Below are 26,439 nucleotides of genomic sequence, written 5' to 3'. Positions count from 1 at the left end.
TGATGATCGCGCAGTCCCCGATCGCCGGGGACTCGCGCATCCTCCGGGAAGCGACGGCGCTGGCCGCGGCCGGTCACACGCTGCACGTGATCGGCCGGGATGTCCCTGACGGGTTCGAAGTTGGGCCTGGTGTCACGGTCGAGTCGGTGTCGCGGTCGTCCGGTCTGCGGACCGGGAGCGGCGGGCTGGCAGTCGGGCACGGCCGGAACGGGCCGAAGGTGCTGGTCAAGCGGTTCGGCCGGTGGCTGTTGCTGCCGGAGCACCGCAGCCGGACCGAGAAGCAGTGGCGGATCGCGGCGGCGCCGGTGGTGGCCGCGGCCGGTCCGTTCGACGCAGTGCACGCGCATGACTTCAACACGCTGGAGCTCGCCGCGGAGTACGCCGCGAAGTGGTCGGCCGCGCTGGTGTACGACAGCCATGAACTGTGGTTCGACCGTGCACTTCCGGGGCGGCCGACGCCGTTGTGGCGGGCACGCGGCCGACGGTACGAGGTCGAGCTGGCTTCCAAGGCGCGAGTGGTGTTCACCGTGTCGGACGGGATCGCGGAGCGGTTGCGCGGTCGCGGGCTCGCCGACGTACGCGTCATCCGGAACACGTTTCCGCGCGCGGACGATGTGCCGGCGGCGCCGGACCGGCCGGAAGGATTGCTGTACGCCGGGCGGATCGGCGCGGGCCGCGATCTGCCGACCGTGGTCGCGGCCGCACGTCAGCTGGCGCCCTTCCGGACCGTGTTGATGGGTTCGGTGGATCCGAACTATCGCCTGGATCTCGGCCCGGTGGAGACCGTCGCCGAACGCCCGATCGAGGAAGTCGACGAGACGCTGCGCACGTACGGCATCTCGCTGGTCACCTTGACGAACACCTGCGAAAACCACCGGCTCGCGTTGCCGAACAAGCTGTTCCACGCCGTGCGCGCCGGGGTACCGGTGATCGCCGCGGACCTGCCCGAGCTACGTGCCGTCGTCACGCACTACAAACTCGGCGGCCTGTATGAACCGGGCAACGCACAATCGCTGACCGCCGCCGTCCGCGGACTAATCGAGAACTACCCCACCTACACCGACGGCGTCCGCACCGCCGCCACCGAACTCAACTGGGAACACGACGCCACCACCCTGGTAACCGCCTACGGCGAGCTGGACCGCTAGCACGCGCTCCGCTACGGCGAGCTGGACCGCTAGCACGCGCTCCGCTACGGCGAGCTGGACCGCCGGCACCGCGCTCTCAGCTGTCGGTGCTCCTCTCCAACTGGAACCGCCCGCCCCGACCGAAGGTCGGGGCGGGCGGTGCTTTTCAGCGTGAGGCTTCCACCATCTGCTTCATCAGTTCGACCGGATTCTTCTCCGGCTCGGGCTGAGCCAGGCGGGTGGACGGGACCCGCGCCTGCGGCACCTCCGCCGTCTGAAGCGCAGCGGTGTACCCCGTCAGCGGAAGCGTGAGAGACGACCGGGACGGATCGAGGGTGATCGTCGCACCCGCGAACGGGATCGACGGGTTGTCGGGTTCGACCGTCAGCACCAACCCGAGACGGTGGCCTTCGGCAAACACCACGTCATCGGCATTCAGCTCAAACGATAGGTCATACCAACGATCGGAACGTAAAGATTCCTTGCTGTAAAGGGATTTGTAATGCCCGACATCCGCCAGACTGCGGACAACGACCGACGTGTCGGACACCGCGGTATTGATCTGGGTTTGCGCGTAGCATCCGGTGTCGAGGGCGTTCCCGCCACCCCAGCACACGCGGGTGCCGGGTACGTTCGTGACGTTCACGTACCGGTTCGCCGTACCGTAGTCGACCAGCCGCGCTTTGATGCCTGCAGCAACCTTATTGACCTTGACCCGAACCGACACCTTCCCGGTCCCGCTGACCCGGACCGCCTTCTCCAGCGGGTCACTCAGGAACACGGCGCGGTCCGTACGCTGAGTGGTCGGGTCGAGCACGACGGTGTCCGCCGACTCCTTGTCCGTGCCGGTGAAACTGACCGGGTCGCTCGACGCGGTCGCGATCGACAGCCCGCCGGCCTTCGCGCCGGCCGCCTTGCTCAGCTTCAGCGTGGTCTGCCGCGCACCGATCGCCGGCCAGCGCGCCTCGTCCACGAACGAGCCGTCCTCCCGCTGGACCGTCGCCTGCGGAGTCTGCATCACACCGTTGTTCAGGCCCTGCAGCCAGTAGTCGAACCACGGATGCAGCTTGTCGACCCACTCGTCCCGGAAACTGAACCCGTCCAGGTGCACGCCCTGGTGCAGGAAGATCTTCCGCGGCACGTTCCGCTTCGCGAGCTCGTCCCACCATTCGCCGAACTGGCGGGTCTTCACGTTCTCGTCGCCGAGCCCGTGCACGACGTACACGCTCGCCTTCACCTTCGAGGCGTCCAGCCGGTAGTTCCGCGGCTCCCACCACCTGCTGTACGAGCCGGTGCGGGTGTCGGAATCCTGCTCGATCTCGTTCGTCATCGCGGCGCAGCGCGGCGACGCGTCGTTGCTGACGTAGTCGTGCAGGAACCCCATGTACTCGTCGTAGAACGGTACGCCGAAGCCGCGGGTGTAGTCGTACCAGCTGGAGATCGCCGCGATCGGCACGATCGTCTGCAGACCGCGTACGCCCGTGCTGGCGACCGAGTTCGCGATCGTACCGTTCCAGGACACGCCGATCATGCCTGCTTTGCCGGTCGACCAGTCCGCTTTCGCGACACTGCCGTCCGGTTTGTGGGCGGAGGTGCGGTTGTTCAGCCAGTCGATGACTGACTTGGTGCCGAGTACCTCCAGGTCGGCGCCGACGTCACTGCATCCGGTCGAGCGGAACGTACCGGGCATGTCGACGAACGCGACGGCGTAACCGCGCGGTACGAAATAGTTGTCCAGCCAGCTGCCGTACACCTGACGTACGCCGACGCCGTCGAAGTAGTTGGCCGGGTCACTCGCGTAGTACGGCGAGGCCTGGATGATCACCGGTACGTCGATCCCCGCGTCGGCTGCCTCACGCGGCCGGATGATGTCGACCGTGACCTGATCGGTGATCCCGTTCGCGTCACCGTCGAGTTTTGGTACGTCGACCTGGACGCGTTCGTGGATCGCCTTCGCGTAGTCGTACACCGGCACCGTACTGCTGCCTTGAACAAACGGCCGCGCCGGCTCCGCGGGCGCCGCCACCGCGTACAACGACGCACCCGGCACCACCACAGCCACCAAAACCAGCGCCAACCCAACCCGAATCCTGTTCCTGCGCATACGAGCATCTCCCCCTATGGGCGGTAGGTGAAGCCTCAATCTGAACACAATCCCCACCCACCCGCTCACTTCCCGTAAACAACACGGGAAAAACTTCACCCACCAAGGCCAACTGCACGCCATCGTCGGCGTCGGACGACCGCCCGTGTGAGCGGCACCGGTTGAGGGGTTCACCTCTGCAAGTGCGGGTTCGCCGGTGGTGTGCGGGGCAGTAACCAGCCACTTGAGAGGTGAACGTCTCGTGGGTTCCAGCGGTGGTGGGGGTGGGGTGCACTGCGCGAGCAGCTGCTGGTTGCTGCGGTGTGGGCGTGGTGAATGTGTTGTCCACAGGCGGTGAAGGGCAGCGCCTACCAGGACGGCCGCTTGTGTGAGCGGCGCTCCGGTTGAGGGGTTCACGTCTGAAAGTGCGGGTTCACGGGTGGTGTGCGGGGCAGTAACCGGTCATTTGGGAGGTGAACGTTTCGTGGGTTGCAGCGGTGGTGCGGGTGGGGTGCGCTGCGCGAGCAGCTGCTGGTTGCTGCGGTGTGGGCGTGGTGAATGTGTTGTCCGCAAGCGGTGAAGGGCAGCGCCTACCAGGACGGCCGCTTGTGTGAGCGGCGCTCCGGTTGAGGGGTTCACGTCTGAAAGTGCGGGTTCGCCGGTGGTGTGCGGGGCAGGAACCGGGCGTTTAGGAGGTGAACGTCTCGTGTGGGTTGGAGACAGCGGTGCGGAGGTTTAGCCAGGCGGCGGTGGGTGGGGTGGCGGGGGTGTAGGTGAGGACGTACTGGTCGGGGTCGCCGGGGAGTTGGAGGGACTCGATGGTGAAGGTGAGTTCGCCGGCGGTGGGGTGGTTGAGGGTTTTGGGGCAGTGGGATCGGTTCTGTACCTCTTGGGAGGTCCAGAAGCGGTCGAAGTCAGGGCTCGCGGCGCGGAGTTCAGTGACCAAAGACTGGAGTTCGGTGTCATCGGCGTACTCGGCGGATGCGCGCCGGAGTAGTGCCACGGCGTCCTGGGCGACGGTGGTCCAGTCGGCGTAGTACGTGCGCGAGTCGTCGTCCAGGAAGTACAACCGGGCCAGGTTCCGCCGCGACGGGTCCTCGAAGTTGGTGATCACGGCGGTGGCGGCGTCGTTCCAGGCGAGGACGTTGCTCATCCGGTCGACGACGATCGCGGGCAGTTCGCGCATCGCGTGGATCATCGCCTGGAGTTGCGGCCGGACGGTCGGCTTCGGCGGTACGGCGGGCGGGGCGGAGCAGGCGAGCGTACGCAGGTGGTCACGCTCCGCCTGGTTCATCCGCAGCGCGTCGGCGACCGCGTTCAGTACCGCGACGGATGGATTCCCGGCACGACCCTGCTCGAGCCGTACGTAGTAGTCCACGCTGACACTGGCCAGCAGCGCGACCTCCTCGCGCCGCAGCCCGGCGACGCGCCGATCAGCCCCAGGTCTGAGCCCGACGTCCTCGGGCCGCACCCGGGCCCGTCGCGTCTGCAGGAACTCACCCAACTCCGGTCGCGCACTCACTTGCCCAGTATCCCCGCCCGCCCAACCGCCTGGGTGGTACTGCCAGACCTACGGTCGAATCGACTCTTCTGCGCCCGATCCCCAAGCACGACGGTAAAAGCATGAACACTTCACGCACCGCACTGATCACCGGCGCCGCCAGCGGAATCGGTGCCGCCATCGCCACCCGTCTCGCCGCCGACGGCGCCTCGGTTGCTCTGCTCGCCCGCCGCCGCGACCGCCTGGAGAAGCTCGCCGCGGAGATCACGGAAGCCGGCGGTACGGCCCTCGCGGTACCCGCCGATGTCACCTCGCCGGACTCCGTGGCCGAGGCCGCCGCCTTGGTACAGGACCGCTTCGGCGACCTGGATCTGCTCGTCAACAACGCCGGCCTGATGCGGGTGGTCCCGTTCGCCGACGGCCCGCTGGCGGACTGGCGAAGCACCATCGACGTCAACGTCACCGGCGTCATCACCGTCACGCACGCCTTCCTGCCGGCCCTGCGCAGGTCGGCGGCGACGCGTACGACCGACCTGGTCAACGTCTCGTCGCTCGCCGGTGAGCGCATCAACCCAGGCATGGCCGTGTACGGCGCCTCCAAGGCCGCCGTCAGCCACCTGACCCGTACGCTCCGCGCCGAGCTCGCCCCCGAAGGCATCCGCGTGACCGACCTCGAGCCCGGCATGATCGGCGACACCGAACTCGCCGACACCTTTTCGCCGGAACTCCAGTCGATGGTCGACGAGCTCCGCAGAACCCTCCCAGCCGTTCCGGTCGGCGAGGTCGCGGACCTGGTCGCGTACGTGATCAACCGCCCGCGCCACGTCAACCTCCCACACCTGATCATCCAGCCTTCGAAGGAGGTCTAGCGCCCGTTCACCCAGGTTTCGTAGCCTCCCGGCCATGATCACGACGCGACGTACGCTGTTGAAGGCCGGGGCTCTCGGGATCGGACTGGCCACGACGCCGGGGTTGTCGCCGGCCGCCCGGCCGCGGCGGACTCGGGTGCTGTTGGCAACCAACGAGCCGTGGGGTACGTACCACGCGCAACCGTTGCTGACCGAGGCGAAGCGACGCGGTTGGGAGCTGATCCAGGTCGTACCGGATCTGACCCAGATCAAGCCCGGCGATCCAGTACGGGTCGCGACGCTGACCGACGTACCGCAGGCCGACCTGCTGGTCGTGAACGGCGCCGAGGCCTGGCCGGCCGATGTCGCGAAAGCGCTGAACCGGCTGCCGATGGCGGCGAGTTCGCTGGCGTACTTGAAGCCGGTCGAGGCACCGCGGGCGAAGGAGTTCCGGCCGCGTCTGGAGCTGGTCACGGCGGCATCGCCGGCCGAGTCGGAGGTGTTCGGGGCGTACTTGGGCTGGCGCCGGCGCGTACGCATGGTGGGCTCGGCGCAGACGGACACGCTGCCGAAGTACGCCCCGCGGAAGGACCGCGTACTGGTGCTGACGAGCGTGACGCATCCGGATCAGACCGGCAACGCGGCACCCGGTACGCAGCTGCTGCTCGATGCCGCGGCGAAGCTGGAGGCGGCGGGCAAGCACATTGTCGTCGGCCTGCACCCGCGCGAGGACCGTGCGTTGTGGGATCGCTACGAGCTCAGCTCGCTGGGATCGGTGCCGGAATCGGCGACGGTGGAATGCGCGGTCGGCATCCCGGGCACAGTGTTCCCGATCGTCGCGGCGGTCGGCGTACCGCTGGTCGGCTGCGTGGACCCGAAGCTGCAGGTGCCGGACTACATCCTCGGTGTCTGCTCGTCGACGATCGACAGCCCCGAAGAGGCGGTCAGCGCGATCGAGAACGCGAAGCCGGCCAGTCGCGGCGCGGTGTTCGACGCGGTCGGCCCGATCGGCGGCTCGGCCCGTCGGCTGTACTCGGCGTGGCACGCGACCATTCAGAGCACCAGGTGCAATTTGACCGCCGCCACGCCGATCTCGACGCGCTGACCCCAGCCGATGCTCAAGGTGTCGGACTCCATCCCGTCGCCGAACACGACCAGATCGGACTCGGCCGTGATCGTCAGCGAGTCCGGTGCCTTGAGCAACCCTTCGGTGTTGTCGGTGCCGGTCGCGGGCGACGGCCACGCCTCGCGGACGAACCAGCACAGTACTGGCGCGGTCGGGCCGGGCAGGGCGAGCGGACTGCGCCGCTCCTGCCAGGCCGATCGGCACCAACCGGTCGCTCCGGTCCCGGTGCCGATCAGGACTCCCGACGACGACTGCCGCTCGGGCAGCCCGTCCGGCGAGCTCAACCGGTACCGGGCGGACTGGTGCGTACGGTGGCCGAGGTACACCTCGTTCAGCGCGACGAGTTGCTGACCGTCATCGGTGCGCGCGGCAACCATCGTCCGTTCGGCCACGTCCCGGCTGCGTAAAACGTCCGCGATCGCGGCCGGTTCGTGCGGCACGAGTACGCCCGGGTTGCGGTCCGGTTCGGGGTTGATTCCGATCACCGGCTGGCCGTTCAGGTACTTGGCGACGTTCGCGACCAGACCGTCCTGGCCGACCGCGATCACCACATCCTCCGGGCCGAACCCGAACCGGTCCAGATCGTTGCGTTCGGCAACAGCGCGACGCCAGTCCAGCGGGATCGCCGCCGATACCGCCGCCAGTGCGTCCTGTTGGGCCTGGTGGCGTACGTCCAGCTCGGCGAGGTCGCGGCCACGGCCGGCCAGGAAGAACCCGGCCTGCTGCCGCGTCCCGTGCCGGGCGACGAGCTCGGTCAGCTCGGTCGCCCGGTGCACGATCACGGCCCTCGGCGGGAGCGTCATCAGGCGACCAGCTTGGCCATCAGCGGCGTGATCAGGTCGGGCGTCAGGTTCAGCGAGCCGATCTCCGGCAGGCCGGCCTGCTTGATCGCCAGGGCAAGTACGGTCGCCGCATCGAGCCGTCCGTACGCCTCCAGGATCGCTTGTTCGGTAGCGGCCTCGGCTTCACCCATCGCCCGCTTCGCATCGGCCTCCGCGGAGCCGAGTACGCGCTTGGCATCCGCTTCCGCCTGGCTCAGCGCGCGCTGGCGGCCCGCTGCTGCCTCGGTCTCGATCTGCCCGGCCGCGGCCGCCTCGGTGGCACGCATCCGCTCGTTCTGGCCGCGCTGGTTGACCAGTTGCTCTTCGCGGCGGGCGAGCTCGATCTGGTTCTGCAGCTCGTTCTCCGCGATGGAGCGTTCGCGCTCGACGGCCATCGCGCGGCGCTCGTACGTCGCCTTGTCCGCGGCCTGTTGCACCGACTCGCGCGCGGGGGTCTGCAGGGCCTTCTCGACGTCACGCTCCGCCCGGAGGGCGATCACGCGGACGTCCTCGACGCCGATGCCGAGTCCGCTGAGTCGTCCGTCCGCGCGCAGCCCGGCGCCGACGGCTTGGCGGACGGCGGTCAGGCCCTCGGACAACGCCTGGGTGAGAGTCATCCGGGCGAGCAGGTCCAGCGCCGTCTGCTGGGCCAGCTCGGTCAGCAGGCCACCGACCTGTTCGAGCGGAGTCGACCGCCACAGTCCGGTGTCCGGGTCGATGCCGAAGTCCAGCCGGGACGCGGCCAGCTCCGGGTCGGTGACGCGGTACGTGACCGACGCCTGGACCGCGACGTCCTGGAAGTCGGCGGTCCGGCCGTGGAACAGCAGCGGTTGCTCGCGGTCGTCGATCGGGACCTCGCTCAGCGACGAGTTCAGTGCCCGGAACCAGAACGCCTGGCCGGGTCCTTCGTGCGCGAGCTTGCCGTTGCGCAGGTGCCGTACGTGGGTGGTGGGGTTCGCCCGCAGGTGACTGACGAAGCGGAACCGGGTGATGTCTGCCATTGCTCTTGTCTCCTTGTCGTCACTATGACGATAAGGGGGTTGATGGCTTTTCGTCAAGGTGACGATTAGAGTGTGCGGATGGAGCGCGATGATGGTGGAGTGCCGGGCCTGGCTGCCTCGGCGGCGCGCGGACCGGAGGCAGGGACCGACTTCGTGGCGCGCGGGCCGGGGGCCGGGGCTGACTTCGTGGCGGTGGGGCTGGCCGCCGATCTGGTCATCCTGACCGTGCGCGACGGGCGGCTGCAGGTGTTGCTGATCCGGCGGGGCATCGAGCCGTACCTGGGCCGCTGGGCGTTGCCTGGTGGGTTCGTCCGGCCGGACGAGGACCTGGAAGCGAGCGCGCGGCGCGAGCTGGCGGAGGAGACCGGGCTGTCGTCGGAGCGGCTACATCTCGAACAGGTGGCGACGTACGGCGCCCCGGACCGCGATCCGCGTGGTCGCGTGGTCAGCGTGGCGTACTTGGCGCTGGTCCCGGATCCACCGGCGCCGGTCGCCGGATCGGATGCCTCGTCAGCCGAATGGGTCGATGTCGCCGACCTTCTCCAGGATCGCGCCGGCACCGCGGATGACGGTTTGGCCTTCGATCACCGGCGGATCCTGGGTGACGGCGTGGAGCGGGCCCGGGCGAAACTCGAGTACTCACCGCTGGCGACCGCGTTCTGCCCGGCGGAGTTCACCATCTCCGAACTGCGCGGGATCTACGAAGCGGTTTGGGGTACGCCGCTGGACCCGCGCAACTTCCACCGCAAGGTCACCAAGACACCCGGCTTCGTCGAGCCGTCCGGCGCGACCACGACCCGCGACGGCGGCCGCCCCGCCCAGCTCTTCCACCGCGGCACCGCCCATACCCTGCACCCACCGATGACCCGCGCGGGTTGACCTCCAGTTGACTGGAGATGTTTGCCTAGCGCACATGACCTTCAAAGGACGACACGTACTCGTCACCGGCGCCGGCCGTGACACCGGGCGGAAACTCGCCCTCGCCTTCGCCGGTCGCGGCGCGCACGTACTTGTCACCGCGCGGACTCTCGCCGCCGCCCAGCAAACGGCCGAACTCATCCAGGCCGCGGGCGGTGCGGCGACCGCGGCCGTACTCGATCTCTCCGACCCGGCCTCGATCGAGCAACTCCCCGTCGACCACCTCGACGTACTCGTGAACAGCGGCGCGCGTTATCTCGACGGTGCCCCGACCGCCGCGGACATCGGCGACACGATCGCGGGCGCGGCGACCGGTACGGTCCTGCTCACCGAGCGCCTGCTTCCGCTGCTCCGCGCCTCGAACCAGCCGGACATCGTCAACCTGATCTCCGCCGCGGGCGAGCCGGGCCAGCATCGCTCGGACGCGCATCCCGCCTTCTACGCCGCCAAGCACGCGCAGGCCAGGTACGCCGAGATCCTGTCCGAGCGGTTGCGGCCGGAGGGGATCCGGGTGATCTCGCTCTTTCCGCCGGACTTCGTTCAGGACGGACCGCGCGTGGCCGGAGCCGAGCTGACCGCCGACTCGGTGGTCGACTGCGTGCTGTTCGCGGTCGGTCAGCCCCGCGACTGCTTCATCCGTGCGTTCTACTTCGAACAGCGAGCTCCTCAGCCGTGATCAGGTTCGTGTGGGTGCCCGCCGACCCGCAGGCCCAGGAGCCCGCGAGCGTGCCCGCGAGGGCGGCTTCGGGCCAGGTCGCTCCGTCGAGGTAGCGCGCCAGGAACGCGGCGACGTACGCGTCGCCGGCGCCGTTCGTGTCGATGACCGGACGGTCCTTGAACTCGATGGCGGGGAAGTGCTGGACCGGTTCGCCGCGGACGTGCAGGTAGCTGCCGTCCGCGCCGGCCATCGCGATCACCACCTCGGCGCGGCCGTTCGCGAGAATCCACTCCACGCCGTCAGCCGGCAGGGAGCTGGCGGAGACGAAAACGATGTCGGACGCGGTGGCGAAGTCCTTGTGATGCTCGTTGCGGCCGTCCCAGTCGTGCAGGTCGGTCGAGATCGAGCGATCGGCGGCGATCGCATCCCCGAGGGCGTCGCGGGCGAAATCCATGATCGAGACGTGTACGTGCTCGGCGCGCCGGATCAACGGGCGCCACAAGTTCGGGTCGACGCGCAACCCGTACGGGTGGCGGCCGTCGTACAGCGAGAGCCGGCGCCCGTCCGGCGAGACCAGGTTCACCGAACGGCGCGTACCGCTCGGATGCAGCGCGAACCGCAGCGGCAGCCCGAGCTCCTGGTACGTCCGGCGAATCCGCTCGCCCTCCGGATCGTCACCGATCACGTCGACCAGGCCCGCCTGCAGCCCAAGCAGATGGCACCCGAGCGCGACACCGTGCCCGGTATGCGCCAAGTACGACTCGATCGGCTCGACCGGAATCGAGTCCAGATCCGCCAACGGCAGCTCCGGCACTCGCACGATCGTGTCGATCCCAACCCCACCGATCACCAACACATCCAACTCCACCCCACCCGTAATACCCGACTTCCACCTCCTAACCCAGCCCTCTTTCGCCAACTGATCTCCGGCACTCCACCTAACCTGCCGACGCTGACTCCAATCAACCGTTTAGCTACACAGAGTCATCGGATTTCGAGGAGATCGCCGGGCCGGCAGTCGAGGGCGTCGCAGATCGCGGTCAGGGTCGAGAAGCGGATCGCCTTGGCGCGGCCGTTCTTCAGGATCGACAGGTTCACCACGGTGACGTCGATGCGCCGGGCCAGCTCGGCCAGCGTCATGTCGCGCTCGGCCAGGAGGCGAGCGAGGTTGACCTGGATCCGGTGGTCGTCGTCCGGCGGCATCACACCAGCCCTTCGGTGTCCGCGCGGAGCCGTACGCCGACCCGGAACGCCTGTGCGAGTGCCGCGACGACGGCCGCGACGCCGAGCGGGAGGAAGGAGATGTGCCAGGAGAACGGCACCTGCTGCTCGAGCGGTGTGCCGACGACGAGGAAGTGGTTGGTGAGGGCGGTCAACAGGCCGTCGCCGAGCGAACCGAGGGCGATCAGGATCGAGATCGCGAAGATTCGGCGCGGGTTGCGTGGTTCGAACGGGTCGCCGGTGCTGAACGTGCGCGCGACCAGGAACAGCAGGTAGAGGCCGAGCAGGATCGGGACCGCGTCGAAGAGGGTCGGCAGGTCGAGCAGGACGCGCTGACCGAGGCTCGGGTCGGCGACGGTCAGCGTCGCGGATTCGGCGGCGGACAACGTCATGCCACCACCCTCAGCGATCGGCTGCGCCGCACCGCTCGCCCCACCTTCCGCGAGCTGCTGCGCCACGCCGCTCACGCCGACCTCTCGGGTTGCGCGGGTGCTGGTCAGGCCGGCGATGTGTAGCGCCGGGATCAGCACTCCGAACAGCCCTTCGATCGCGAAGGCAAGACCGAGCAGACCGGTCAAGGTGTTGCCGTCAGTACGGCTCCAGCCGAGTTTCATCCCAAGTACCCCCATATCGTTTCTCGATACTAACGATAAACGATATGGGGGGCGATCGACACTACTGCTTGATCGGTGCTCCGGTCTTTGCCTGTAGTTCGTCGAAGGTCACTCCATCGGCAAGCTCGACCAGGCGCAGGCCGTCGTCGGTCACGTCCAGGACGGAAAGGTCGGTGATGATCCGGTTGACCACGCCGCGTCCGGTGTACGGGAGGGTGCACTCCTCGAGGATCTTGTGCGACCCGTCCTTGGCGACGTGTTCCATCAGGACGATCACCTGCTTTGCGCCGTGGACCAGGTCCATCGCGCCGCCCATCCCCTTGACCATCTTGCCGGGGATCATCCAGTTGGACAGGTCGCCCTTGGCCGAGACCTGCATGGCGCCGAGGATGGCCGCGTCGATCGCGCCGCCGCGGATCATCCCGAAGGACAGCGCGGAGTCGAAGAAACTTGCCCCCGGCAACGTGGTGACGGTTTCCTTGCCGGCGTTGATCAGATCCGGATCCTCGTCACCGTCGACCGGGTACGGGCCGACGCCGAGGATGCCGTTCTCGGACTGCAGCACGACCGTGACGCCGTCCGGAATGTAGTTCGGTACCAATGTCGGCAGGCCGATCCCGAGGTTCACGTACGAACCGTCCTCGAGCTCTGCCGCTGCCCGGGCGGCCATCTGCTCACGGGTGAGTGGCATCTCAGGCCTCCAGCTTCTCGCGCTGGGCCTCGTAGGCTTCGCGGGGTTGGACCGTACGCTTCTCGATCCGCTTCTCGATGTCCTTGCCGACCGCAACAACCCGCTGGACGTACACGCCGGGCAGGTGGATTTCGTCCGGGTCCAGCTCTCCGGGCTGGACCAGCTCCTCGACCGTGGCGATCGTGACCCGGCCGGCCATCGCGGCGAGCGGGTTGAAGTTGCGCGCGCTGCGGTCGAAGACCAGGTTGCCGTGCGTGTCGCCCTTGAGCGCGTGCACCAGCCCGAAGTCGGTGGTGATCGACTCCTCCAGCACGTACGTCGTGCCGTTGATCTCGCGGGTCTCCTTGGGCTCCGACGCCTTCGCGACCGAACCGTCCGTGTTGTACTTCCGCGGCAACCCACCCTCGGCGACCTGCGTGCCGACCCCGGCGAGTGTGAAGAACGCGGCGATCCCGCAGCCGCCGGCCCGTAGCTTCTCGGCCAGCGTGCCCTGTGGGGTCAGCTCGACCTCCAGCTCCCCGCTCAGGAACTGCCGGGCGAACTCCTTGTTCTCCCCGACGTACGACGAGGTCATCTTGGCGATCCGCTTGTCCGCGAGCAGGATGCCCAGCCCCCAGTCGTCGACGCCACAGTTGTTCGACACGACGCTGAGCCCGGTCACCCCCTTGTCGTGCAGCGCGCTGATCAGCTGCATCGGGTTGCCGCACAACCCGAACCCGCCGACGGCGAGGCTCGCCCCGTCCCCGATGTCCGCCACCGCTTCTTGCGGCGACCCGTACGTCTTGTCCATCAGCTGCTCCGTTGCAGTCGGTGCCGATTAGCTCCCGACTCTAACCAGCCGCGCCGCCCGCCGCGATGTGGCTGACCCCACAATTCGCCGGGGGATATCCCCCGGGGGATAACCCGAGTCCGCTCAGGCGGAGGCCTCGGACGCGTTCAGTACGCCAAGCTCGTGCAGCGCCTCGAAGTGCGCGTCCTCGAGGTTCGGCAGCGTCAGTACGGCGGAGAGGTGGGTACGAGCAGTCGGCAGGTTGCCGGAATGCCGCGCAGCACGAGCCAGACCGATCCGTGCGGCCGCGACGGTCTCCAGCAGGTCAGCGTCCTCACCGATGGACAGTGCGCGGTTGTAGTCCGCGTGCGCGTCCTCCAGCTTCCCCTGCGACCGGTAGAGGTCCGCACGCTCACAGAGCAGTAGTGCGGTCTGTTCGACGAGACCCAGCTGCTCAGCGAGCTCCAGTGCTTCAGTGGTGACATCCAGTGGGTCGTCGACAACCTGCCGGAGGGCAGTGAGAACGAGGAACAGGCCCCACGGGTCATCCAGCATGCGAAAGCGCCCCAGCGCCGTACGCAGCGACTGAGCCGCGTCATCCGGAGCAGCAGCGGTCAGACCGGGGTAACCACGACAGAGCTCCACGGCGGCCCGCGTCCACGCATCACCGGCCTCGTTGCGGTTCAGTACGTCCTCAACCACGTCAGCCGGCTCGAACGGACCGAACACCAGTGACCAGAGCAGCACGGTGATGGAGTACCGGAACGGGCCTGTGGTCGTCAGTACGATCTGCTGCGCCAGCTCCACCTGCTCCTGCTCAGCTGACGCGGCTCCGTGGATCACGGCAAGCAGGTACTCCTCGTCCAGCCCCACTGGAACAGTACGGCCGAGCATGCTCAGTACGCGCTCGGCTGCCGCGGCAGCCTCGTCCTGCAGCCCGTTCGACCACCAGTACGCCGAGTAACGCGCAACCAGCCGGAGGGCGGTACGCAGGTCGCTCTCACAGGCGCGTTCTATCGCGCTGACGACCTGGTCCGCCTCCAGACTGTGTACGTCGCCGGAGTCCCCCAAGTTCACGTGCCTCATTGTCTCGTGCTCGTGTTAACACCGTGTCACGGGGGTCACTGGGGTTACTGGGCTTACCGGGGGTCAGAACCGCAGTACGCCCCAGTGCGCCGGCAGGTGCATGTCCTCCACGCCCTGCGGCGACCAGACCCAGAACTCGCTCGCGGCACCCTTCACGTACGCCCCGTCGACCACCTCGTGCGGCCACTGGCAGCGCATCAGGTTCATCCGCCACTCGTCACCCGGGTTCGGTGGGGTCGCCCGGCCCTTGTTGTACGCGGCCAGGTCGGCCCACGGAACAGCCAGCTCCGCCGACCAGCCGGTGTCCGTGTCGGACGGGTCGTTGACCGAACCGTCGATGTGGATCGCGGTCCGCAGACCAGGCAGGTTCGACGGGTCGATCGGTACGCCACCGTCGAAGTACGGCTTCGGCAGCGTCAACTCCCAGATGGTGCCGAGTGGGTTGATCTCGAACTCGTAGTAGTTCAGCCCGTCGCCGTCCGGGTCCAGGAACAGTTCGAAGTTGTTCTCGAAGTACAGCCTGCTGTTGTGCTCGGTCATGGTCGACCAGACGTGCGGCTCCTCCAGCAGACCGCCGACATACAGGTACTGGTCGTCGTACATCAGCTTCGACCGGGTCCGGAACCGCGGCGCCGGGCCGTCGGCGATCGGGACGAAGTCGGTGGTCCAGGGCGCGGCCGCCCAGGCGGGATCGGTCAGAGTGCCGTCCAGGTTCGGCGTGGTGGTGGTCCGCGGGCACTCGTAGACGGGCAGGTCAGGCATCGGCACGCTCCAGCAGTCGGGCGACGAGATTGGCGAGCAGGAAGGTCAGAGCGGTCAGTACCGGCACGACGGCGATGATCCAGGGCGAGTCCAGGTGACCGGTCAGGAACGCGACCACCAGCGCCACCATGAACGCCACCCCGAGGAACGGGATCAGCCGCGGGTGCGGCATCGCGAGCCGGCTCAACGCCAGCCCACCGAGCACCACCGTGACCACCACGATCAGCACCAGTAGCGGAAGCCCGAGGGCGCCGCAGTTGGTGGTGTCCCGGAACCGTTCGCAGCCGCGCTCACTCAGCCACACCAGCGCGATGGTCGCGAACCCGCAGAGCAGTCCGACAACGGCCAGGATCAGCAACGGCGGCAGCGGCGGGGCGTCGTACCGCCCCTTGCGCTGCTGCTCGGCCTCATCCGCGGCGTCCAGAACGGCTTCCAGATCATCCGGCATCCGGTCGTCGTCGTCCTCCTGGCTCATTGCGGCAGGCTATCGGGCTCCCAGCCCGTACGGGGCGAGGTGCAGGATGTCGTACAGCACGCGGCGGTCCAGTACGTTGCCCTCCGCCTGCAGCCACACGAGCAGCTCGCCGGCGGCTGACTGCGCCGGGAGGAGCGTGACGGCGGCGTCCGGGGCCGACTGGGTGGTGATGCCGCTCTGGCCGTCCACTACTGGGTGGACGATCAGGAAGCCGCGTACGGCCAGCGACGGGTGCCGCGTACGCCACGCCGTCAGCGCAGTGTCGAGCTGGGGGCCCGCTACTGGGCGTCCGTTGCACACCAGTGAGCCGTAGGCGTCCAGAGTGTATGAACCCGGCGGTCCGATCAGAGATGCGACCAGCGCCATCCGGTGGCCGTTGAGGAGCAGGTGGCTGACAGCCAGGTCGCCGATGCGGGCACCGTGTACGAGCTTGGCGGCCGGGAGCATGGAAACGACCGCGTCCAGGACCGTGGCGGTACGGCGGTGGCGGAGGACGTCATCCGGGGCGAGCCAGGCCGCGCGGCCGTCGTCGATGAGCGGTTCACCCGGGCGGCCCCAGAGGTTGAAGTCGTACGCGGCGGGTGGGTCGATGGTGGTGTCCAGCGCATGCACTTTCGACCAGCGTCTGGTGAGGAAGCTGACGCCGAGAAGACCGGCCAGCAGAGCGGCAAGCACCGTACGGTCGAGTGTGCTGAGGGTGTTGTTCGTGGAGAACAGGGTCCAGGTGCCGCCGAGGGTGACCACCACGCCGTACGCCTTGAACAGGCGGTGCAGGGGGATGCGGCGGCTCCAGTGCGGCGGCGCGGCCAAGACGACGGTGGAGGCAAGACCGACCGCGATCGCAATGGACCAGCCACCGCCGAGGTTGCTCCCAAGAAAAACCAGCACGACGCCAACGGCGTACACCCCCAACGCCCCCAACGCAGCCCCCCGCCCCCGCCCAAACCCCGGCCAAACCTCAACCGCCCCAACCCCCGGCACCCAACCCCCACCACCCCACTCCCCACCAGCCCCAACCCCCGCCCCACTCCAATCCCCACCAGCCCCAACCCCCGCCCCACTCCAATCCCCACCAGCCCCGGCCCCACCCCACTCCCCACCAGCGCCCCCAGATCCAGCACCAGCCCCACCCGCGCCCGGACCACCCGCCCCAGCTCCACCGCGCGTGCCACCATCCCCACCAGGTGCGCCGCCTCCGCCACCAGCGCCTGTCGCGCCACCAGCACCACCGCGTGCGCCGGCTCCATCAGCTGACCCCGGCCCGCGGCCGGCTCCGCCACCAGCACCGCCGGCTCCGCCACCAGCACCGCCGGCTCCGCCACCAGCACCGCCGGCTCCGCCACGCGCTCCAGCTTCGCCGCCAGCGGTTGTTGTGGTGCCTGCGGTACCGGTCTGGCCGGTGAGGTGGTGGTCGTAGGCGGCTCGTTTGGTTGGGTCGGAGAGGGTGGTCCACGCCTCCTGCACCACCCGGAACAGCGCCGCGCTCCCGCCCTGGTCGGGATGTACTTGGCGGACGAGCTTCCGGTACGCCGTCTTGATCTCCGCGGTCGTGGCGGTCCGCTCGACGTTCAGGACCTCGTAGTGATCCGGCCCGCTCAACCCCAGCACCTCCGCGACGTGCCCGGTAACGCACTCAGGGCCAGCCACCGTAGTGACTGGCCCTGAGTGTTGGTCGGGCTGACAGGATTTGAACCTGCGACCTCTTCGTCCCGAACGAAGCGCGCTACCAAGCTGCGCCACAGCCCGAAGTCGCGAGTAGCTTACATGGGCTCAGCGTCCGAGCGAAATCGGGTTTACCCGGGGCACCAGAGTGAGCAATGTCGCCTCCGGCCGGCACGCGAACCGGACCGGCGCGTACGGCGACGTACCGAGCCCCGCCGACACGTGCAAAGCCGCCTGCCGGCCCGCGTACCCCCAGGTCGAGAGCCCCTTCACCCGGGACGTGTCGAGGTCGCAGTTCGTCACCAGCGCACCGTAGAACGGCACCGCCAACTGCCCACCGTGCGTGTGTCCGGCCAGCACCAGCGGGTACCCGTCCCCGACGAACGCGTTCAGGACCCGCTGGTACGGCGCATGCGTGACGCCGATCGACAGGTCAGCACCCGGATCGATCTCACCGGCCACATCCGCGTACCGGTCGCGCCTGATGTGCGGATCGTCGGTCCCGGCGAAGTCCAGGCGCAGACCGTTCACCTTCAGCGTCGCCTTCAGATTGTTCAGGTCGACCCATCCGGCGTCACTGAACGCGCGACGCATCTCCTCGTACGGCAGATCCGGACCGTGCGGCTTGTGCCGCTGCTTGGTCGCCGGCAGCAGGTACTTGCCCGGGTTCTTGAAATGCGGCTTCCAGTAGTCGTTGGAGCCGAACACGAACACGCCGGGAAGATCGAGCAGATCCCCGTACGCACGGAGCAGCGGGCGGACCGAGTCTTCATGCGCGAGGTTGTCGCCGGTGGTGACGACCAGGTCCGGGTCGAGTGAGGCCAGTTCACTCACCCAGCGGATCTTGCGTTCCTGCGCCGGCATCAGGTGCAGGTCGGACAGGTGCAGCACCTTGAGCGGCGCCGTACCCTCCGGGAGCACCGGCACGGTGAAGCGGCGCACGGTGAACCAGCGGACCTCGATCCCGGCCGCGTACGCGACGCAGGCGGCACCGACGGCACCGGCGACGGCCGTGGTCTTCAACGTGGCACTGGCGATCCCGCGCAAGCTCATTGCTCCAGCCTGCCACAATCATGGTCATGTCCAACTCCGGAATGAAGCAGCGCCTGCACGACGACATGACCGCCGCCCTGAAGGCGCGCGACGAGATCCGCAAGTCGACCCTGCGGATGGCGCTGACCGCGATCACCAAGGCCGAGGTGTCCGGCAAGGAGGCCCGCGAGCTCGCCGATGCCGAGATCGTCGACGTACTCAGCTCCGAGGCGAAGAAGCGCCGCGAGTCGGTCATCGCGTACCGCGACGCCGGCCGCGCCGAACTCGCCGACAAGGAACAGGCCGAGGCGGACATCCTGGCCGAGTACCTGCCCGGGCAGCTCACCGAGGACGAGATCAAGACCCTCGTCACCGAAGCCATCACCAGCACCGGCGCCGCCGACCTGGGCCCCCGCGGCATCGGCAAGGTAATGGGCGCCCTCCAGCCCAAGGTCAAAGGCAAAGCCGACGGCGCCATCGTCTCCGCCGAAGTAAAACGCCAACTAGGCGCCTGACCCACGCACCCCACCCGGCCACATTGCACAAACGTGCAATGTGGCCGCTCGCCGTTTACCCCACCCACGAGCCCCGGTAGCGTTCGCCGCACCAACGGCGCCGAACGGAGACGCACGGTGCAAGATCAAGCGTTGCGCGATCAGAGCCGGTCAACGACCACACGCGATGGCGGCTGGATCGCCGGGGCGAGCTATCTGGCGCTCGCCGCAATGGGCCTGCTGCTCGGGTTCCCGGCGCTGATCGGGGACCTGCTCGTCCGGCAGATCGCCGGAAGCATGCAGGACGCTCCCTGGGCACCCTTCGGCGATGACGCCGACGGAAAGACCTGGTTGAGCGTACTCATCGTGCTCGTGATCGGCGTACCTCTGGTGGCCGCGGCGGTCATGATCAGCAGGGCGACCCGCAAGAACCAGCAACTTCCAAGGGGTGATGGTCAGCGGTTGCCGCGGCCGGGTTTGCCGTTGGGGGGTTTGGTCGAGTTCTGTGGCTCGTTCGGCTGCTGGCCTTGTTTGTTGCCGTTGGAGACGTAGATGGTGACCAGGGAGCCCTCGGGGGCGCCGTCGCGCTGACGGGGGTCGGTGTACGCGACGGTGCCGGCGGCTTCTTCGGAGTTGACGGTGCCGGAGGCAACTGTTGCCTCGAAACCGGCCTGCTTGAGCTTGTTCGAAGCGTCGTCGGGGTTCATGCCGTTCACGAACGGCAGGTCCTTCACGTTGCCGCGGACGACGATCGAGCTCGGGGCGGTGAAGCGTGTGGTCGGGTACCCCTGCAAGGCTGACTTCATCGCGGCTTCCCAGATCGGGCCGGCGGTCCCGGAACCCGACGCGTCCCGCATCTTCTCGCCGTTCAGCGTCTGGCCGATCAGCTGGTGGTACGGCGGGGAGGCGTCGGCCACCACGGCGGCCGCGGCCAGCTTCGACGAGTAACCCGCGTACCAGACGGCCTTGGCCTGGTTGATCGTTCCGGTCTTGCCGGCCAGGTCACTGTTGCCGAACTTCAGCTTCGACCCGGTTCCGCCCGCCTCCATCACCTGGTGCAGGACCGCGTTGACGCCGTCGGCGACCTCTGGCTTCAGCACCTGCTTGCAGTTCGCGCCCGGTGTCGACATCGACTTACCGGCGGAGTCCTTGATCGACGTGATCAGCCAGGGGACGCAGTACATGCCACGAGCAGCGAAGGCAGCGTAGGCGGCGGTCAGCTGGAGCGGCGTCACATAGTCGATACCGAGCGTCATCGACGGTACCTGCTGGAGCGGCTCGCCGGATTGGGCGTTGTACAAGCCGAGGTTGGCGGAGATCCTGGCGATCGAGCAAAGGCCAGTCTGCTGAGACAACTGAAGGAAGTAGGTGTTCGTCGACTTCTGCGCGGCCTGGATCATGGTCGGATCCGGCACGTTCTTGGTCGAGTTCTTCGGCGTGTAGTCCGGCGCGGACGTGGTGCCTTCGCAAGTGCTGAACTTCTTGCCGCTGAGGTCGATCGTGTCCGGAGAGTTGATCTTGTAGTTCAGCGGAAGGCCCTTCTGGATCGCTGCCGCGATCGTGAAGGCCTTCATCGTCGAGCCGATCTGGTAGCCGCCGTAACCGCCCGCGTAGCTCTTCCCGACGTTGTAGTTGTACGCGGTCTGCCCGCGCTTGTTGCCGTACGTGCGGCTCTGGGCCATCGCCTTCACAACGCCTGTGCCCGGTTCGACGATCGTGATCGCGGCGACGGCCTGGTCGGTCGGCTTCGAGTGGGTGTCGATCGAGCGCTGGGCGGCGGCCTGGATCTTCGGGTCCAGGGACGTACGGATCGTCAGGCCGGCGGTCTTGATGTAGTTCGACGCCTCGCTTCGGGTCTTGCCGAAGGCTTTGTTGTTCTCGAGCTCTGAGACCACGTACTCGCAGTAGAACGGGTACGGGCCGTTGGCGCAGCCGAGTTTGTTGGGGCGGACCTTGGCTGGGTCGATGACGGGGGTTTTGAGGGCCGAGTTGGCTTGGGAGAGGGAGATGACGTGGAGTTCGAGCATCCGGCGGATGACCACGTCGCGGCGGTCCTTGGCGCGTTTGGCGTTGTTGGTGGGGTCGTAGCCGGTGGGGTTCTTGACCAGGCCGGCCAGCATCGCGGCCTGGGCGAGGGTGAGCTGGGAGGCGTTCACCGAGAAGTAGTGCTGCGCGGCCTGCTGGATGCCCCAGGCGCCGTCGCCGAAGTTGGCGAGGTTGAGGTACTTCTCCAGGATCTCGTTCTTCGAGTACTGCTTCTCGACCGCGACCGCGTACCGCAGCTCGGCGACCTTGCGCTGGTACGTGTCGGCGGTCGCCGCGGCGACTTCTTCGGGCGTCTTCGCCTTCTCGACCAGGCTGATCTTCACGTACTGCTGGGTGATGCTCGAACCACCCTGCTGCACCGACCCGGACGACTGGTTCTGCAGCAGCGCGCGGAGCGTGCCCTTCATGTCCAGCGCGCCGTGCTCGTAGAACCGGTCGTCCTCGATCGCGACGATCGCCTTCTGCATGATCGGCGCGACCTGGCTGAGTTTCACCGGCACCCGGTTCTGCTCGGCGAGGGTCGCGATCAGCTTGCCGTCGGCGGCGAAGATCTGGCTCTTCTGCTTGAGCGGGACCTCGTCGAACTGCTGCGGCAGATCCTGCAGCGTTTCGGAGGTTTTCTGGGTGGTGAACCCGGCCAGACCGGCGAACGGGATGGCGAGACCGGCGGCCAAAGCCCCCGAAAGCATGCTCACCCCAAGGAACAGAACCACCGATTGGACGACTCCCCGGTCGCCTTTCTCCCGCACGCGCATGGTTATAGAGACTACGGGATGGCCCGTTTGGGTTACGGCGATGACTATGAGTTCGGTCACACTAGCTGGACAGGATTCGTCCGAAAGGACGATAAGCCCGCGCGTGTCGCGCGGGCTTATCGTCTACAGCTACCTCAGGCGGCGTACTGGTGCGCCACGACCTCGGCCGGTTCCAGGGCCAGGTCCAGTACTTCGCGGACGTCGCTCACCGGGTGCACGGTCAGCTCGGCCAGTACGGACGCGGGCACGTCCTCCAGGTCGGGCTCGTTCCGCTTCGGGATCAGGATCGTGGTCAGCCCGGCCCGGTGCGCCGCGAGCAGCTTCTGCTTCACGCCACCGATCGGCAGTACCCGCCCGGTCAGTGACACCTCACCGGTCATCGCGACCTCCGAACGGACCGGCCGTCCGGACAGCAGCGACGCGAGCGCCGTTGTCATCGTCACACCAGCCGATGGTCCATCCTTCGGGACAGCACCGGCCGGTACGTGGATGTGGGCGTTCCGTTCGGCCAGATCACCGACCGGCAGACCCAGCTCCGCGCCGTGCGAACGCAGGTAGGACAGGGCGATCTGCGCCGACTCCTTCATCACGTCGCCGAGCTGTCCGGTCAACGTGACCCCGGTCGGGCCGGTCTCCTTGTCCGCCAGCGACGCCTCGACGAAGAGCACGTCACCACCGGCACCTGTCACGGCAAGACCGGTCGCCACGCCCGGTAGCGCCGTACGCTCCGCCGACTCCGGTGTGAACTTGGGCGACCCCAGGTACTTCTTCAGCTCACCAGAGCCGACCGTCAGGGCACCCAGTTCCTCACCCAGCGCCAGCTGAGCCGTGACCTTCCGCAGCACGCGCGCGATCGAGCGCTCGAGCTGCCGGACCCCGGCCTCCCGCGTGTACTCACCCGCGAGCACCCGCAGCGCCGAGTCCTGGACGGTCACTTCGTCCGCCGTCAGGCCCGCCCGCTCCAACTGTCGCGGGAGCAGGTGGTCACGGGCGATGGTGACCTTCTCGTCCTCGGTGTACCCGTCCAGCTGCACCAGCTCCATCCGGTCCAGCAACGGCCCCGGGATCGAATCCAGCACGTTCGCCGTGGCCAGGAAAACCACGTCGGACAGGTCCAGCTCGACCTCCAGGTAGTGGTCCCGGAAGGTGTGGTTCTGCGCCGGGTCGAGGACCTCCAGCAGCGCCGCGGTCGGGTCGCCCCGGTAGTCCGCGCCGACCTTGTCGATCTCGTCCAGCAACACCACCGGGTTCATCGAACCGGCTTCGGTGATGGCCCGGACGATCCGGCCCGGCAGCGCGCCGACGTACGTACGCCGGTGACCGCGGATCTCGGCCTCGTCCCGGACACCGCCGAGCGCGACCCGGACGAACTTCCGTCCCATCGCCCGCGCGACCGACTCACCCAGCGACGTCTTGCCGACACCAGGCGGCCCGACCAGCGCGAGTACAGCGCCACTGCGGCGACCGCCGACGACGCCGAGACCACGGTCCGCGCGACGGCGCCGTACGGCCAGGTACTCGGTGATGCGCTGTTTCACGTCGTCCAGCCCGGCGTGGTCCGCGTCCAGTACGGCCCGCGCCTCGCGGATGTCGTAGCTGTCCTCGGTGCGATCGTTCCAGGGCAGTTCGAGCACGGTGTCCAGCCAGGTCCGGATCCAGCCGACCTCGGGGGACTGCTCGGCGGTCCGCTCCAGCTTGTCGACCTCCGCCAGCGCCGCCTTCGCGACGTGCTCGGGCAGATCGGCCGCCTCGACGCGGGCCCGGTAGTCCTCTTCCTCGGACTCGGCCTTGCCGTCCAGCTCGGCCAGCTCCTTGCGGATCGCCGCCATCTGCTGGCGCAGCAGGAACTCGCGCTGCTGCTTCTCCATGCCCTCCTGGACGTCCTTCTGGATCGTCTCGGAGACCTCGAGCTCGGCGAGGTGGTCCTTCACCCAGCCGATCAGCTTCTCCAGCCGCTCGGACACGTTCGCGTTCTCGACCAGCCAGGACTTCTGCTCGTTGTTCAGGTACGACGCGTAGCCGGCCAGGTCGGACAGCTCCGCCGGGTCGTCGACCTGCTTGATCGAATCGATCACCTGGTACGCGCCGCGACGTTGCAGCACGGAGGTGGTCAGAGTCTTGTACTCACGGGCCAGCTCGGCGGAGCGGTCGTCGGTGATCTCGTACATCACCGTCGCGCCCACCCAGAGCGCTGCCCCCGGACCGGTGGTGCCGGCGCCGATCCGGACCCGCTGGGTACCCCGGATCACGGCCGCCCGGTCACCGCCCGGCAGCCGGCCGATCTGCTCGATCTCGCCGAGCGTTCCGGCCTTCGCATATTGTCCGTCCAGCCGCGGCACCAGGAGGACCTGGTCGTGACCCGCGGCCTGCGCGGCGTCGATCGCCGCCCGGGCCTCGCTGTCAGCGAGCCGGACCGGCACGACCATCCCCGGCAGGACCACTGCGTCGTCCAGCGGCAGAACAGGAAGATTCAACGTATCGGTCACGCTGTCACACCCTTTACAAGATTGAGTCTGACAGGCTCAACCACAGGTGTAAGCAAGTAATTCCCAGGCTCCCGCGCGTTCGCTGACGGTGAACTCAGGCGGTGAGGAGGTCTCCGATTTCGCGGAGGCCGGTGAGGTCGTGGACATCGTCGGCGAGGGCGGGGACCTCGACGATCCTGATCGCGCGGTGGCCGCGGCGGAAGCGCTCCGCGCGCTTGTGGTCGCCGACGACCTGCTGCATCTTGTCCGCGTGCAACCGCAGCACCGCGGCGGTCAGCGGCGACTTGTCCGCTTCCTCGAGCTTCTCCGCGGCGGCGAGTGACCGCTCCGCCGACAGCTCCGGGGCTTGCGTGTTCGTCACCCGGTTCAGCACGACGCCGGCCAGCGGCATGCCCTCCGCGCGCAATCGCTCGGCGAAGTACGACGCCTCGCGCAACGCGTCATTCTGCGGCGCGGCCACCACCAGGAACGCGGTATGCGGTTCCCGTAGTAGCGCCACCGTCTGCTCGGCCCGCTGCCGGAACCCGCCGAAGAGCGTGTCGAAAGCCGCCACGAACGTCTGTACGTCGGTCAGCACCTGCGCGCCGAGCACCTTGTTCAGTACGGACATCGCCATGTTCACCCCGGCCGACATCAGCTTGAACGGACCGCGCGCCGGCGCCAGCAGCAACCGGAGGAAACGGCCCTCCAGCAGTGACGCGAGCCGCTCCGGCGCATCCAGGAAGTCGAGCGCGGAGCGTGACGGGGGAGTGTCGACGATGATCAGATCCCAGTCGCCGGTCTGCTCGGCCTGCTTGTGCAGCTGCCCGAGTTTCTCCATCGCCATGTACTCCTGCGTCCCCGCGAACGACGACGACAGCGCCTGGTAGAACGGGTTCGCGAGGATCTGCTCGGCCTTCTCCGGCGTCGCATGCTGCAGTACGACGTCGTCGAACGTCCGTTTCATGTCCAGCATCATCGCGTCCAGCCGGCCACCGTTCGCCGCGTTCACGTCGGCCACCGCCCGCGGGGTGTTGTCCAGCTCGGTCAGCCCCAGCGACTGCGCCAGCCGCCGGGCCGGGTCGATCGTCAGCACGACGACCTTCCGTCCCCGCTCCGCCGCCCGCAATCCGAGCGCCGCCGCGGTCGTGGTCTTGCCGACCCCACCCGCCCCGCAGGTGATCACGATCCGTGTACCCGGGTCGTCGATCAACGCGTCAAGATCGAGCCCGGTCATCGGGTGGCCTCCCCGGCCGGTCGCGTCGCGCTCATGCCCGGAACTCCTCTGCCAGGTCGATCAGGGCGCCGTGGTCGATGCCTTCGGGCTGCAGTTGCAGCTCGGTGACTTTCTTGCCCAGGGCATCGATTCGGTCGCGGTTCTCGCGTTCCAGGCCCACCCGGATCGCGTGGTCGTGCGCCTCGGTGGCGAGCGTCCGGACCAGGTCGTCGCCGATCGTCAGCCCGGCCGCCTTCAGTCCCCGGGTCAGTTCCGCGGCGGGCAGTTTCTCCTTCACCGCAAGGGCGAGCGCGTCGTCGTCGAGCGGACTGTTCCGGACCAGGTTCACCACGATCGACCCGATCTGCAGGTCCAGCGCCTCCAGTTGCTCGACCGCGTCCAGCGTCTCCTGCACCGGCATTTCCTCAAGCAACGTGACCAGGTGGATCCGGGTCACGTCCGAGCGGAGCATGCCCATGATCGCGTCCGCCTGATTGCGGATAGGCCCGACCTTGGCCAGTCCGGCCACCTCGTGGTTCACGTTCAGGAACGGCGCGATCCGGCCGGTCGGCGGGGCATCCAGCACGACCGCGTCGTACGCGAGCTTGCCGTGTGCTTTCCGTCGGGTCGCCTCGTACACCTTGCCGGTGAGCAGTACGTCGCGCAGGCCGGGCGCGATCGTGGTGACGAAGTCGATCGCACCGACTTTCTCCAGTGCCTTCCCGGCGCGGCCGAGGTGGTAGTACATGTCGAGGTACTCGAGCAGGGCCGCCTCGGCGTCCACCGCCAGCGCGTACACCTCGCCACCGCCGGGACCTTGTGCGATCCGGCGCTCGACGTACGGGAGCGGCGGAACGTCGAAGAGCTGCGCCAGCCCCTGGCGTCCTTCGACCTCGCAGAGCAGCACCCGCTTGCCCTGTTCGGCCAGGGACAACGCCATGGCGGCCGCGACGGTGGTCTTCCCGGTGCCACCCTTACCGGTGACCACGTGCAGTCGTGCCATAGGTCCCAGGGTAGGACGTGCTCCACACCACAGCGTTCCTGACCGGGGCCGGTGGGATAGGGGAG

The 26,439-nt window shown here is 68.0% G+C and carries 25 protein-coding genes, 1 tRNA gene and 1 pseudogene; 7 read left to right on the top strand and 20 right to left on the bottom strand.

The features are described from left to right. Positions 1 to 2: 2 nt before the first annotated feature. Positions 3 to 1,148 (top strand): glycosyltransferase, encoded by a 1,146-nt coding sequence (locus HDA44_RS23810; protein ID WP_184837958.1) that lies wholly within the window; start codon positions 3 to 5, stop codon positions 1,146 to 1,148. A gap of 145 nt (positions 1,149 to 1,293) precedes the next feature. Here the strand turns inward: HDA44_RS23810 and HDA44_RS23805 are convergent, their stop codons facing one another. Then, complete coding sequence (locus HDA44_RS23805) at positions 1,294 to 3,204, bottom strand: CocE/NonD family hydrolase (RefSeq protein ID WP_238352531.1); 1,911 nt, start codon at positions 3,202 to 3,204, stop codon at positions 1,294 to 1,296. Positions 3,205 to 3,898: 694 nt separating this feature from the next. After that, complete coding sequence (locus HDA44_RS23800; RefSeq protein WP_184837953.1) at positions 3,899 to 4,732, bottom strand: MmyB family transcriptional regulator; 834 nt, start codon at positions 4,730 to 4,732, stop codon at positions 3,899 to 3,901. A gap of 101 nt (positions 4,733 to 4,833) precedes the next feature. Between HDA44_RS23800 and HDA44_RS23795 the strand changes: the two genes are divergently transcribed. Continuing rightward, positions 4,834 to 5,580, top strand: a complete 747-nt coding sequence (locus HDA44_RS23795) for an SDR family oxidoreductase (RefSeq protein WP_184837951.1) — start codon at positions 4,834 to 4,836, stop codon at positions 5,578 to 5,580. A gap of 34 nt (positions 5,581 to 5,614) precedes the next feature. Further along, entirely contained in the window at positions 5,615 to 6,664 is a 1,050-nt protein-coding gene (locus HDA44_RS23790) for a hypothetical protein (protein WP_202887524.1), read from the top strand. Here HDA44_RS23790 and HDA44_RS23785 read toward each other — a convergent pair. Then, complete coding sequence (locus HDA44_RS23785; protein WP_184837948.1) at positions 6,613 to 7,488, bottom strand: NAD(+)/NADH kinase; 876 nt, start codon at positions 7,486 to 7,488, stop codon at positions 6,613 to 6,615. The two genes, HDA44_RS23790 and HDA44_RS23785, sit on opposite strands and share 52 nt — an antisense overlap. Continuing rightward, positions 7,488 to 8,507: an SPFH domain-containing protein gene (locus tag HDA44_RS23780; RefSeq protein WP_184837946.1), complete on the bottom strand. Its 1,020-nt coding sequence runs from the start codon at positions 8,505 to 8,507 to the stop codon at positions 7,488 to 7,490. The genes HDA44_RS23785 and HDA44_RS23780 overlap by 1 nt, the downstream gene beginning before the upstream one ends. A 78-nt stretch (positions 8,508 to 8,585) precedes the next feature. Here HDA44_RS23780 and HDA44_RS23775 point away from each other — a divergent pair, with 78 nt between their 5' ends. Together HDA44_RS23775 and HDA44_RS23770 are read left to right on the top strand one after the other, a co-directional pair. Further along, on the top strand, positions 8,586 to 9,386 hold the full coding sequence (locus tag HDA44_RS23775; RefSeq protein ID WP_184837944.1) for an NUDIX hydrolase: 801 nt from the start codon (positions 8,586 to 8,588) through the stop codon (positions 9,384 to 9,386). Positions 9,387 to 9,420: 34 nt separating this feature from the next. After that, a complete protein-coding gene (locus HDA44_RS23770) occupies positions 9,421 to 10,101 on the top strand; it encodes an SDR family NAD(P)-dependent oxidoreductase (protein ID WP_184837941.1) in 681 nt (226 codons plus the stop codon). Here the strand turns inward: HDA44_RS23770 and HDA44_RS23765 are convergent. From HDA44_RS23765 to HDA44_RS23715, 12 genes and pseudogenes are all read right to left on the bottom strand, one after another. Continuing rightward, positions 10,058 to 10,951, bottom strand: a complete 894-nt coding sequence (locus tag HDA44_RS23765; protein ID WP_184837939.1) for a PfkB family carbohydrate kinase — start codon at positions 10,949 to 10,951, stop codon at positions 10,058 to 10,060. The two genes, HDA44_RS23770 and HDA44_RS23765, sit on opposite strands and share 44 nt — an antisense overlap. A 116-nt stretch (positions 10,952 to 11,067) precedes the next feature. Then, positions 11,068 to 11,286: a helix-turn-helix domain-containing protein gene (locus HDA44_RS23760; protein ID WP_184837937.1), complete on the bottom strand. Its 219-nt coding sequence runs from the start codon at positions 11,284 to 11,286 to the stop codon at positions 11,068 to 11,070. Then, on the bottom strand, positions 11,286 to 11,918 hold the full coding sequence (locus HDA44_RS23755; RefSeq protein ID WP_184837935.1) for a DUF2975 domain-containing protein: 633 nt from the start codon (positions 11,916 to 11,918) through the stop codon (positions 11,286 to 11,288). The genes HDA44_RS23760 and HDA44_RS23755 overlap by 1 nt, the downstream gene beginning before the upstream one ends. Positions 11,919 to 11,979: 61 nt before the next feature. Continuing rightward, the gene (locus tag HDA44_RS23750; RefSeq protein ID WP_184837933.1) at positions 11,980 to 12,609 is read right to left on the bottom strand and encodes a CoA transferase subunit B; all 630 of its coding nucleotides are present in this window, start codon (positions 12,607 to 12,609) and stop codon (positions 11,980 to 11,982) included. Between the two features lies 1 nt (position 12,610). Next, positions 12,611 to 13,399: a CoA transferase subunit A gene (locus HDA44_RS23745; protein ID WP_184837931.1), complete on the bottom strand. Its 789-nt coding sequence runs from the start codon at positions 13,397 to 13,399 to the stop codon at positions 12,611 to 12,613. A gap of 123 nt (positions 13,400 to 13,522) precedes the next feature. Further along, positions 13,523 to 14,455, bottom strand: coding sequence for a tetratricopeptide repeat protein (locus tag HDA44_RS23740; RefSeq protein WP_184837929.1), 933 nt, complete (start codon positions 14,453 to 14,455; stop codon positions 13,523 to 13,525). Between the two features lie 72 nt (positions 14,456 to 14,527). Further along, positions 14,528 to 15,226 (bottom strand): carbohydrate-binding family 9-like protein, encoded by a 699-nt coding sequence (locus HDA44_RS23735; RefSeq protein ID WP_184837927.1) that lies wholly within the window; start codon positions 15,224 to 15,226, stop codon positions 14,528 to 14,530. Beyond that, positions 15,219 to 15,701 (bottom strand): hypothetical protein, encoded by a 483-nt coding sequence (locus tag HDA44_RS23730; protein WP_238352530.1) that lies wholly within the window; start codon positions 15,699 to 15,701, stop codon positions 15,219 to 15,221. The genes HDA44_RS23735 and HDA44_RS23730 overlap by 8 nt, the downstream gene beginning before the upstream one ends. 9 nt (positions 15,702 to 15,710) lie before the next feature. Beyond that, entirely contained in the window at positions 15,711 to 16,607 is an 897-nt protein-coding gene (locus HDA44_RS37525) for a hypothetical protein (RefSeq protein WP_238353602.1), read from the bottom strand. Between the two features lie 516 nt (positions 16,608 to 17,123). Next, positions 17,124 to 17,309: pseudogene (locus HDA44_RS38990) on the bottom strand (J domain-containing protein); the annotation flags it as partial. 61 nt (positions 17,310 to 17,370) lie between these two features. Then, positions 17,371 to 17,447, bottom strand: a tRNA-Pro gene (locus HDA44_RS23720). A 24-nt stretch (positions 17,448 to 17,471) separates the two neighbouring features. Next, positions 17,472 to 18,416 (bottom strand): metallophosphoesterase, encoded by a 945-nt coding sequence (locus HDA44_RS23715; protein ID WP_184837923.1) that lies wholly within the window; start codon positions 18,414 to 18,416, stop codon positions 17,472 to 17,474. Positions 18,417 to 18,442: 26 nt separating this feature from the next. Here HDA44_RS23715 and HDA44_RS23710 point away from each other — a divergent pair, with 26 nt between their 5' ends. Together HDA44_RS23710 and HDA44_RS23705 are read left to right on the top strand one after the other, a co-directional pair. Continuing rightward, complete coding sequence (locus HDA44_RS23710) at positions 18,443 to 18,910, top strand: GatB/YqeY domain-containing protein (RefSeq protein ID WP_184837922.1); 468 nt, start codon at positions 18,443 to 18,445, stop codon at positions 18,908 to 18,910. A gap of 117 nt (positions 18,911 to 19,027) precedes the next feature. Then, complete coding sequence (locus HDA44_RS23705; RefSeq protein ID WP_184837920.1) at positions 19,028 to 19,441, top strand: hypothetical protein; 414 nt, start codon at positions 19,028 to 19,030, stop codon at positions 19,439 to 19,441. Here HDA44_RS23705 and HDA44_RS23700 read toward each other — a convergent pair. The 4 genes from HDA44_RS23700 to bagA all read right to left on the bottom strand — a co-directional run bounded on the left by HDA44_RS23700 (position 19,345) and on the right by bagA (position 26,374). Then, complete coding sequence (locus HDA44_RS23700) at positions 19,345 to 21,624, bottom strand: penicillin-binding protein (RefSeq protein WP_238353286.1); 2,280 nt, start codon at positions 21,622 to 21,624, stop codon at positions 19,345 to 19,347. The two genes, HDA44_RS23705 and HDA44_RS23700, sit on opposite strands and share 97 nt — an antisense overlap. A 200-nt stretch (positions 21,625 to 21,824) precedes the next feature. Beyond that, positions 21,825 to 24,176, bottom strand: a complete 2,352-nt coding sequence (gene lon / locus HDA44_RS23695) for an endopeptidase La (protein WP_184837916.1) — start codon at positions 24,174 to 24,176, stop codon at positions 21,825 to 21,827. A 94-nt stretch (positions 24,177 to 24,270) separates the two neighbouring features. Continuing rightward, complete coding sequence (bagB, locus tag HDA44_RS23690; RefSeq protein WP_184837915.1) at positions 24,271 to 25,392, bottom strand: ArsA family ATPase; 1,122 nt, start codon at positions 25,390 to 25,392, stop codon at positions 24,271 to 24,273. A gap of 31 nt (positions 25,393 to 25,423) precedes the next feature. Continuing rightward, positions 25,424 to 26,374 carry an ATPase BagA gene (gene bagA, locus HDA44_RS23685; RefSeq protein ID WP_184837913.1) on the bottom strand — a complete coding sequence of 317 codons (951 nt, stop codon included), beginning with the start codon at positions 26,372 to 26,374 and terminating at the stop codon, positions 25,424 to 25,426. Between the last annotated feature and the right edge of the window lie 65 nt (positions 26,375 to 26,439).

The sequence above is a fragment of the Kribbella solani genome (assembly GCF_014205295.1).
Classification (GTDB): Bacteria; Actinomycetota; Actinomycetes; order Propionibacteriales; family Kribbellaceae; genus Kribbella; species Kribbella solani.
The sequence above is the reverse complement of the archived record's forward strand: the minus strand, read 5'-3'. Positions and strand labels throughout refer to the sequence as shown.

Coding starts and splice junctions, on each gene's coding strand:
- HDA44_RS23785 (WP_184837948.1), bottom strand. CDS start 7,488: ATGACGCTCCCGCCGAGGGCCGTGATCGTGCACCGGGCGACCGAGCTG.
- HDA44_RS23700 (WP_238353286.1), bottom strand. CDS start 21,624: ATGCTTTCGGGGGCTTTGGCCGCCGGTCTCGCCATCCCGTTCGCCGGT.
- HDA44_RS23770 (WP_184837941.1), top strand. CDS start 9,421: ATGACCTTCAAAGGACGACACGTACTCGTCACCGGCGCCGGCCGTGAC.
- HDA44_RS23730 (WP_238352530.1), bottom strand. CDS start 15,701: ATGAGCCAGGAGGACGACGACGACCGGATGCCGGATGATCTGGAAGCC.
- HDA44_RS23795 (WP_184837951.1), top strand. CDS start 4,834: ATGAACACTTCACGCACCGCACTGATCACCGGCGCCGCCAGCGGAATC.
- HDA44_RS23775 (WP_184837944.1), top strand. CDS start 8,586: ATGGAGCGCGATGATGGTGGAGTGCCGGGCCTGGCTGCCTCGGCGGCG.
- HDA44_RS23755 (WP_184837935.1), bottom strand. CDS start 11,918: ATGAAACTCGGCTGGAGCCGTACTGACGGCAACACCTTGACCGGTCTG.
- HDA44_RS23735 (WP_184837927.1), bottom strand. CDS start 15,226: ATGCCTGACCTGCCCGTCTACGAGTGCCCGCGGACCACCACCACGCCG.
- HDA44_RS23745 (WP_184837931.1), bottom strand. CDS start 13,399: ATGGACAAGACGTACGGGTCGCCGCAAGAAGCGGTGGCGGACATCGGG.
- HDA44_RS23780 (WP_184837946.1), bottom strand. CDS start 8,507: ATGGCAGACATCACCCGGTTCCGCTTCGTCAGTCACCTGCGGGCGAAC.
- HDA44_RS23715 (WP_184837923.1), bottom strand. CDS start 18,416: ATGAGCTTGCGCGGGATCGCCAGTGCCACGTTGAAGACCACGGCCGTC.
- HDA44_RS23790 (WP_202887524.1), top strand. CDS start 5,615: ATGATCACGACGCGACGTACGCTGTTGAAGGCCGGGGCTCTCGGGATC.
- HDA44_RS23760 (WP_184837937.1), bottom strand. CDS start 11,286: ATGCCGCCGGACGACGACCACCGGATCCAGGTCAACCTCGCTCGCCTC.
- bagA (WP_184837913.1), bottom strand. CDS start 26,374: ATGGCACGACTGCACGTGGTCACCGGTAAGGGTGGCACCGGGAAGACC.
- HDA44_RS23810 (WP_184837958.1), top strand. CDS start 3: ATGATCGCGCAGTCCCCGATCGCCGGGGACTCGCGCATCCTCCGGGAA.
- HDA44_RS23750 (WP_184837933.1), bottom strand. CDS start 12,609: ATGCCACTCACCCGTGAGCAGATGGCCGCCCGGGCAGCGGCAGAGCTC.
- HDA44_RS23710 (WP_184837922.1), top strand. CDS start 18,443: ATGTCCAACTCCGGAATGAAGCAGCGCCTGCACGACGACATGACCGCC.
- bagB (WP_184837915.1), bottom strand. CDS start 25,392: ATGACCGGGCTCGATCTTGACGCGTTGATCGACGACCCGGGTACACGG.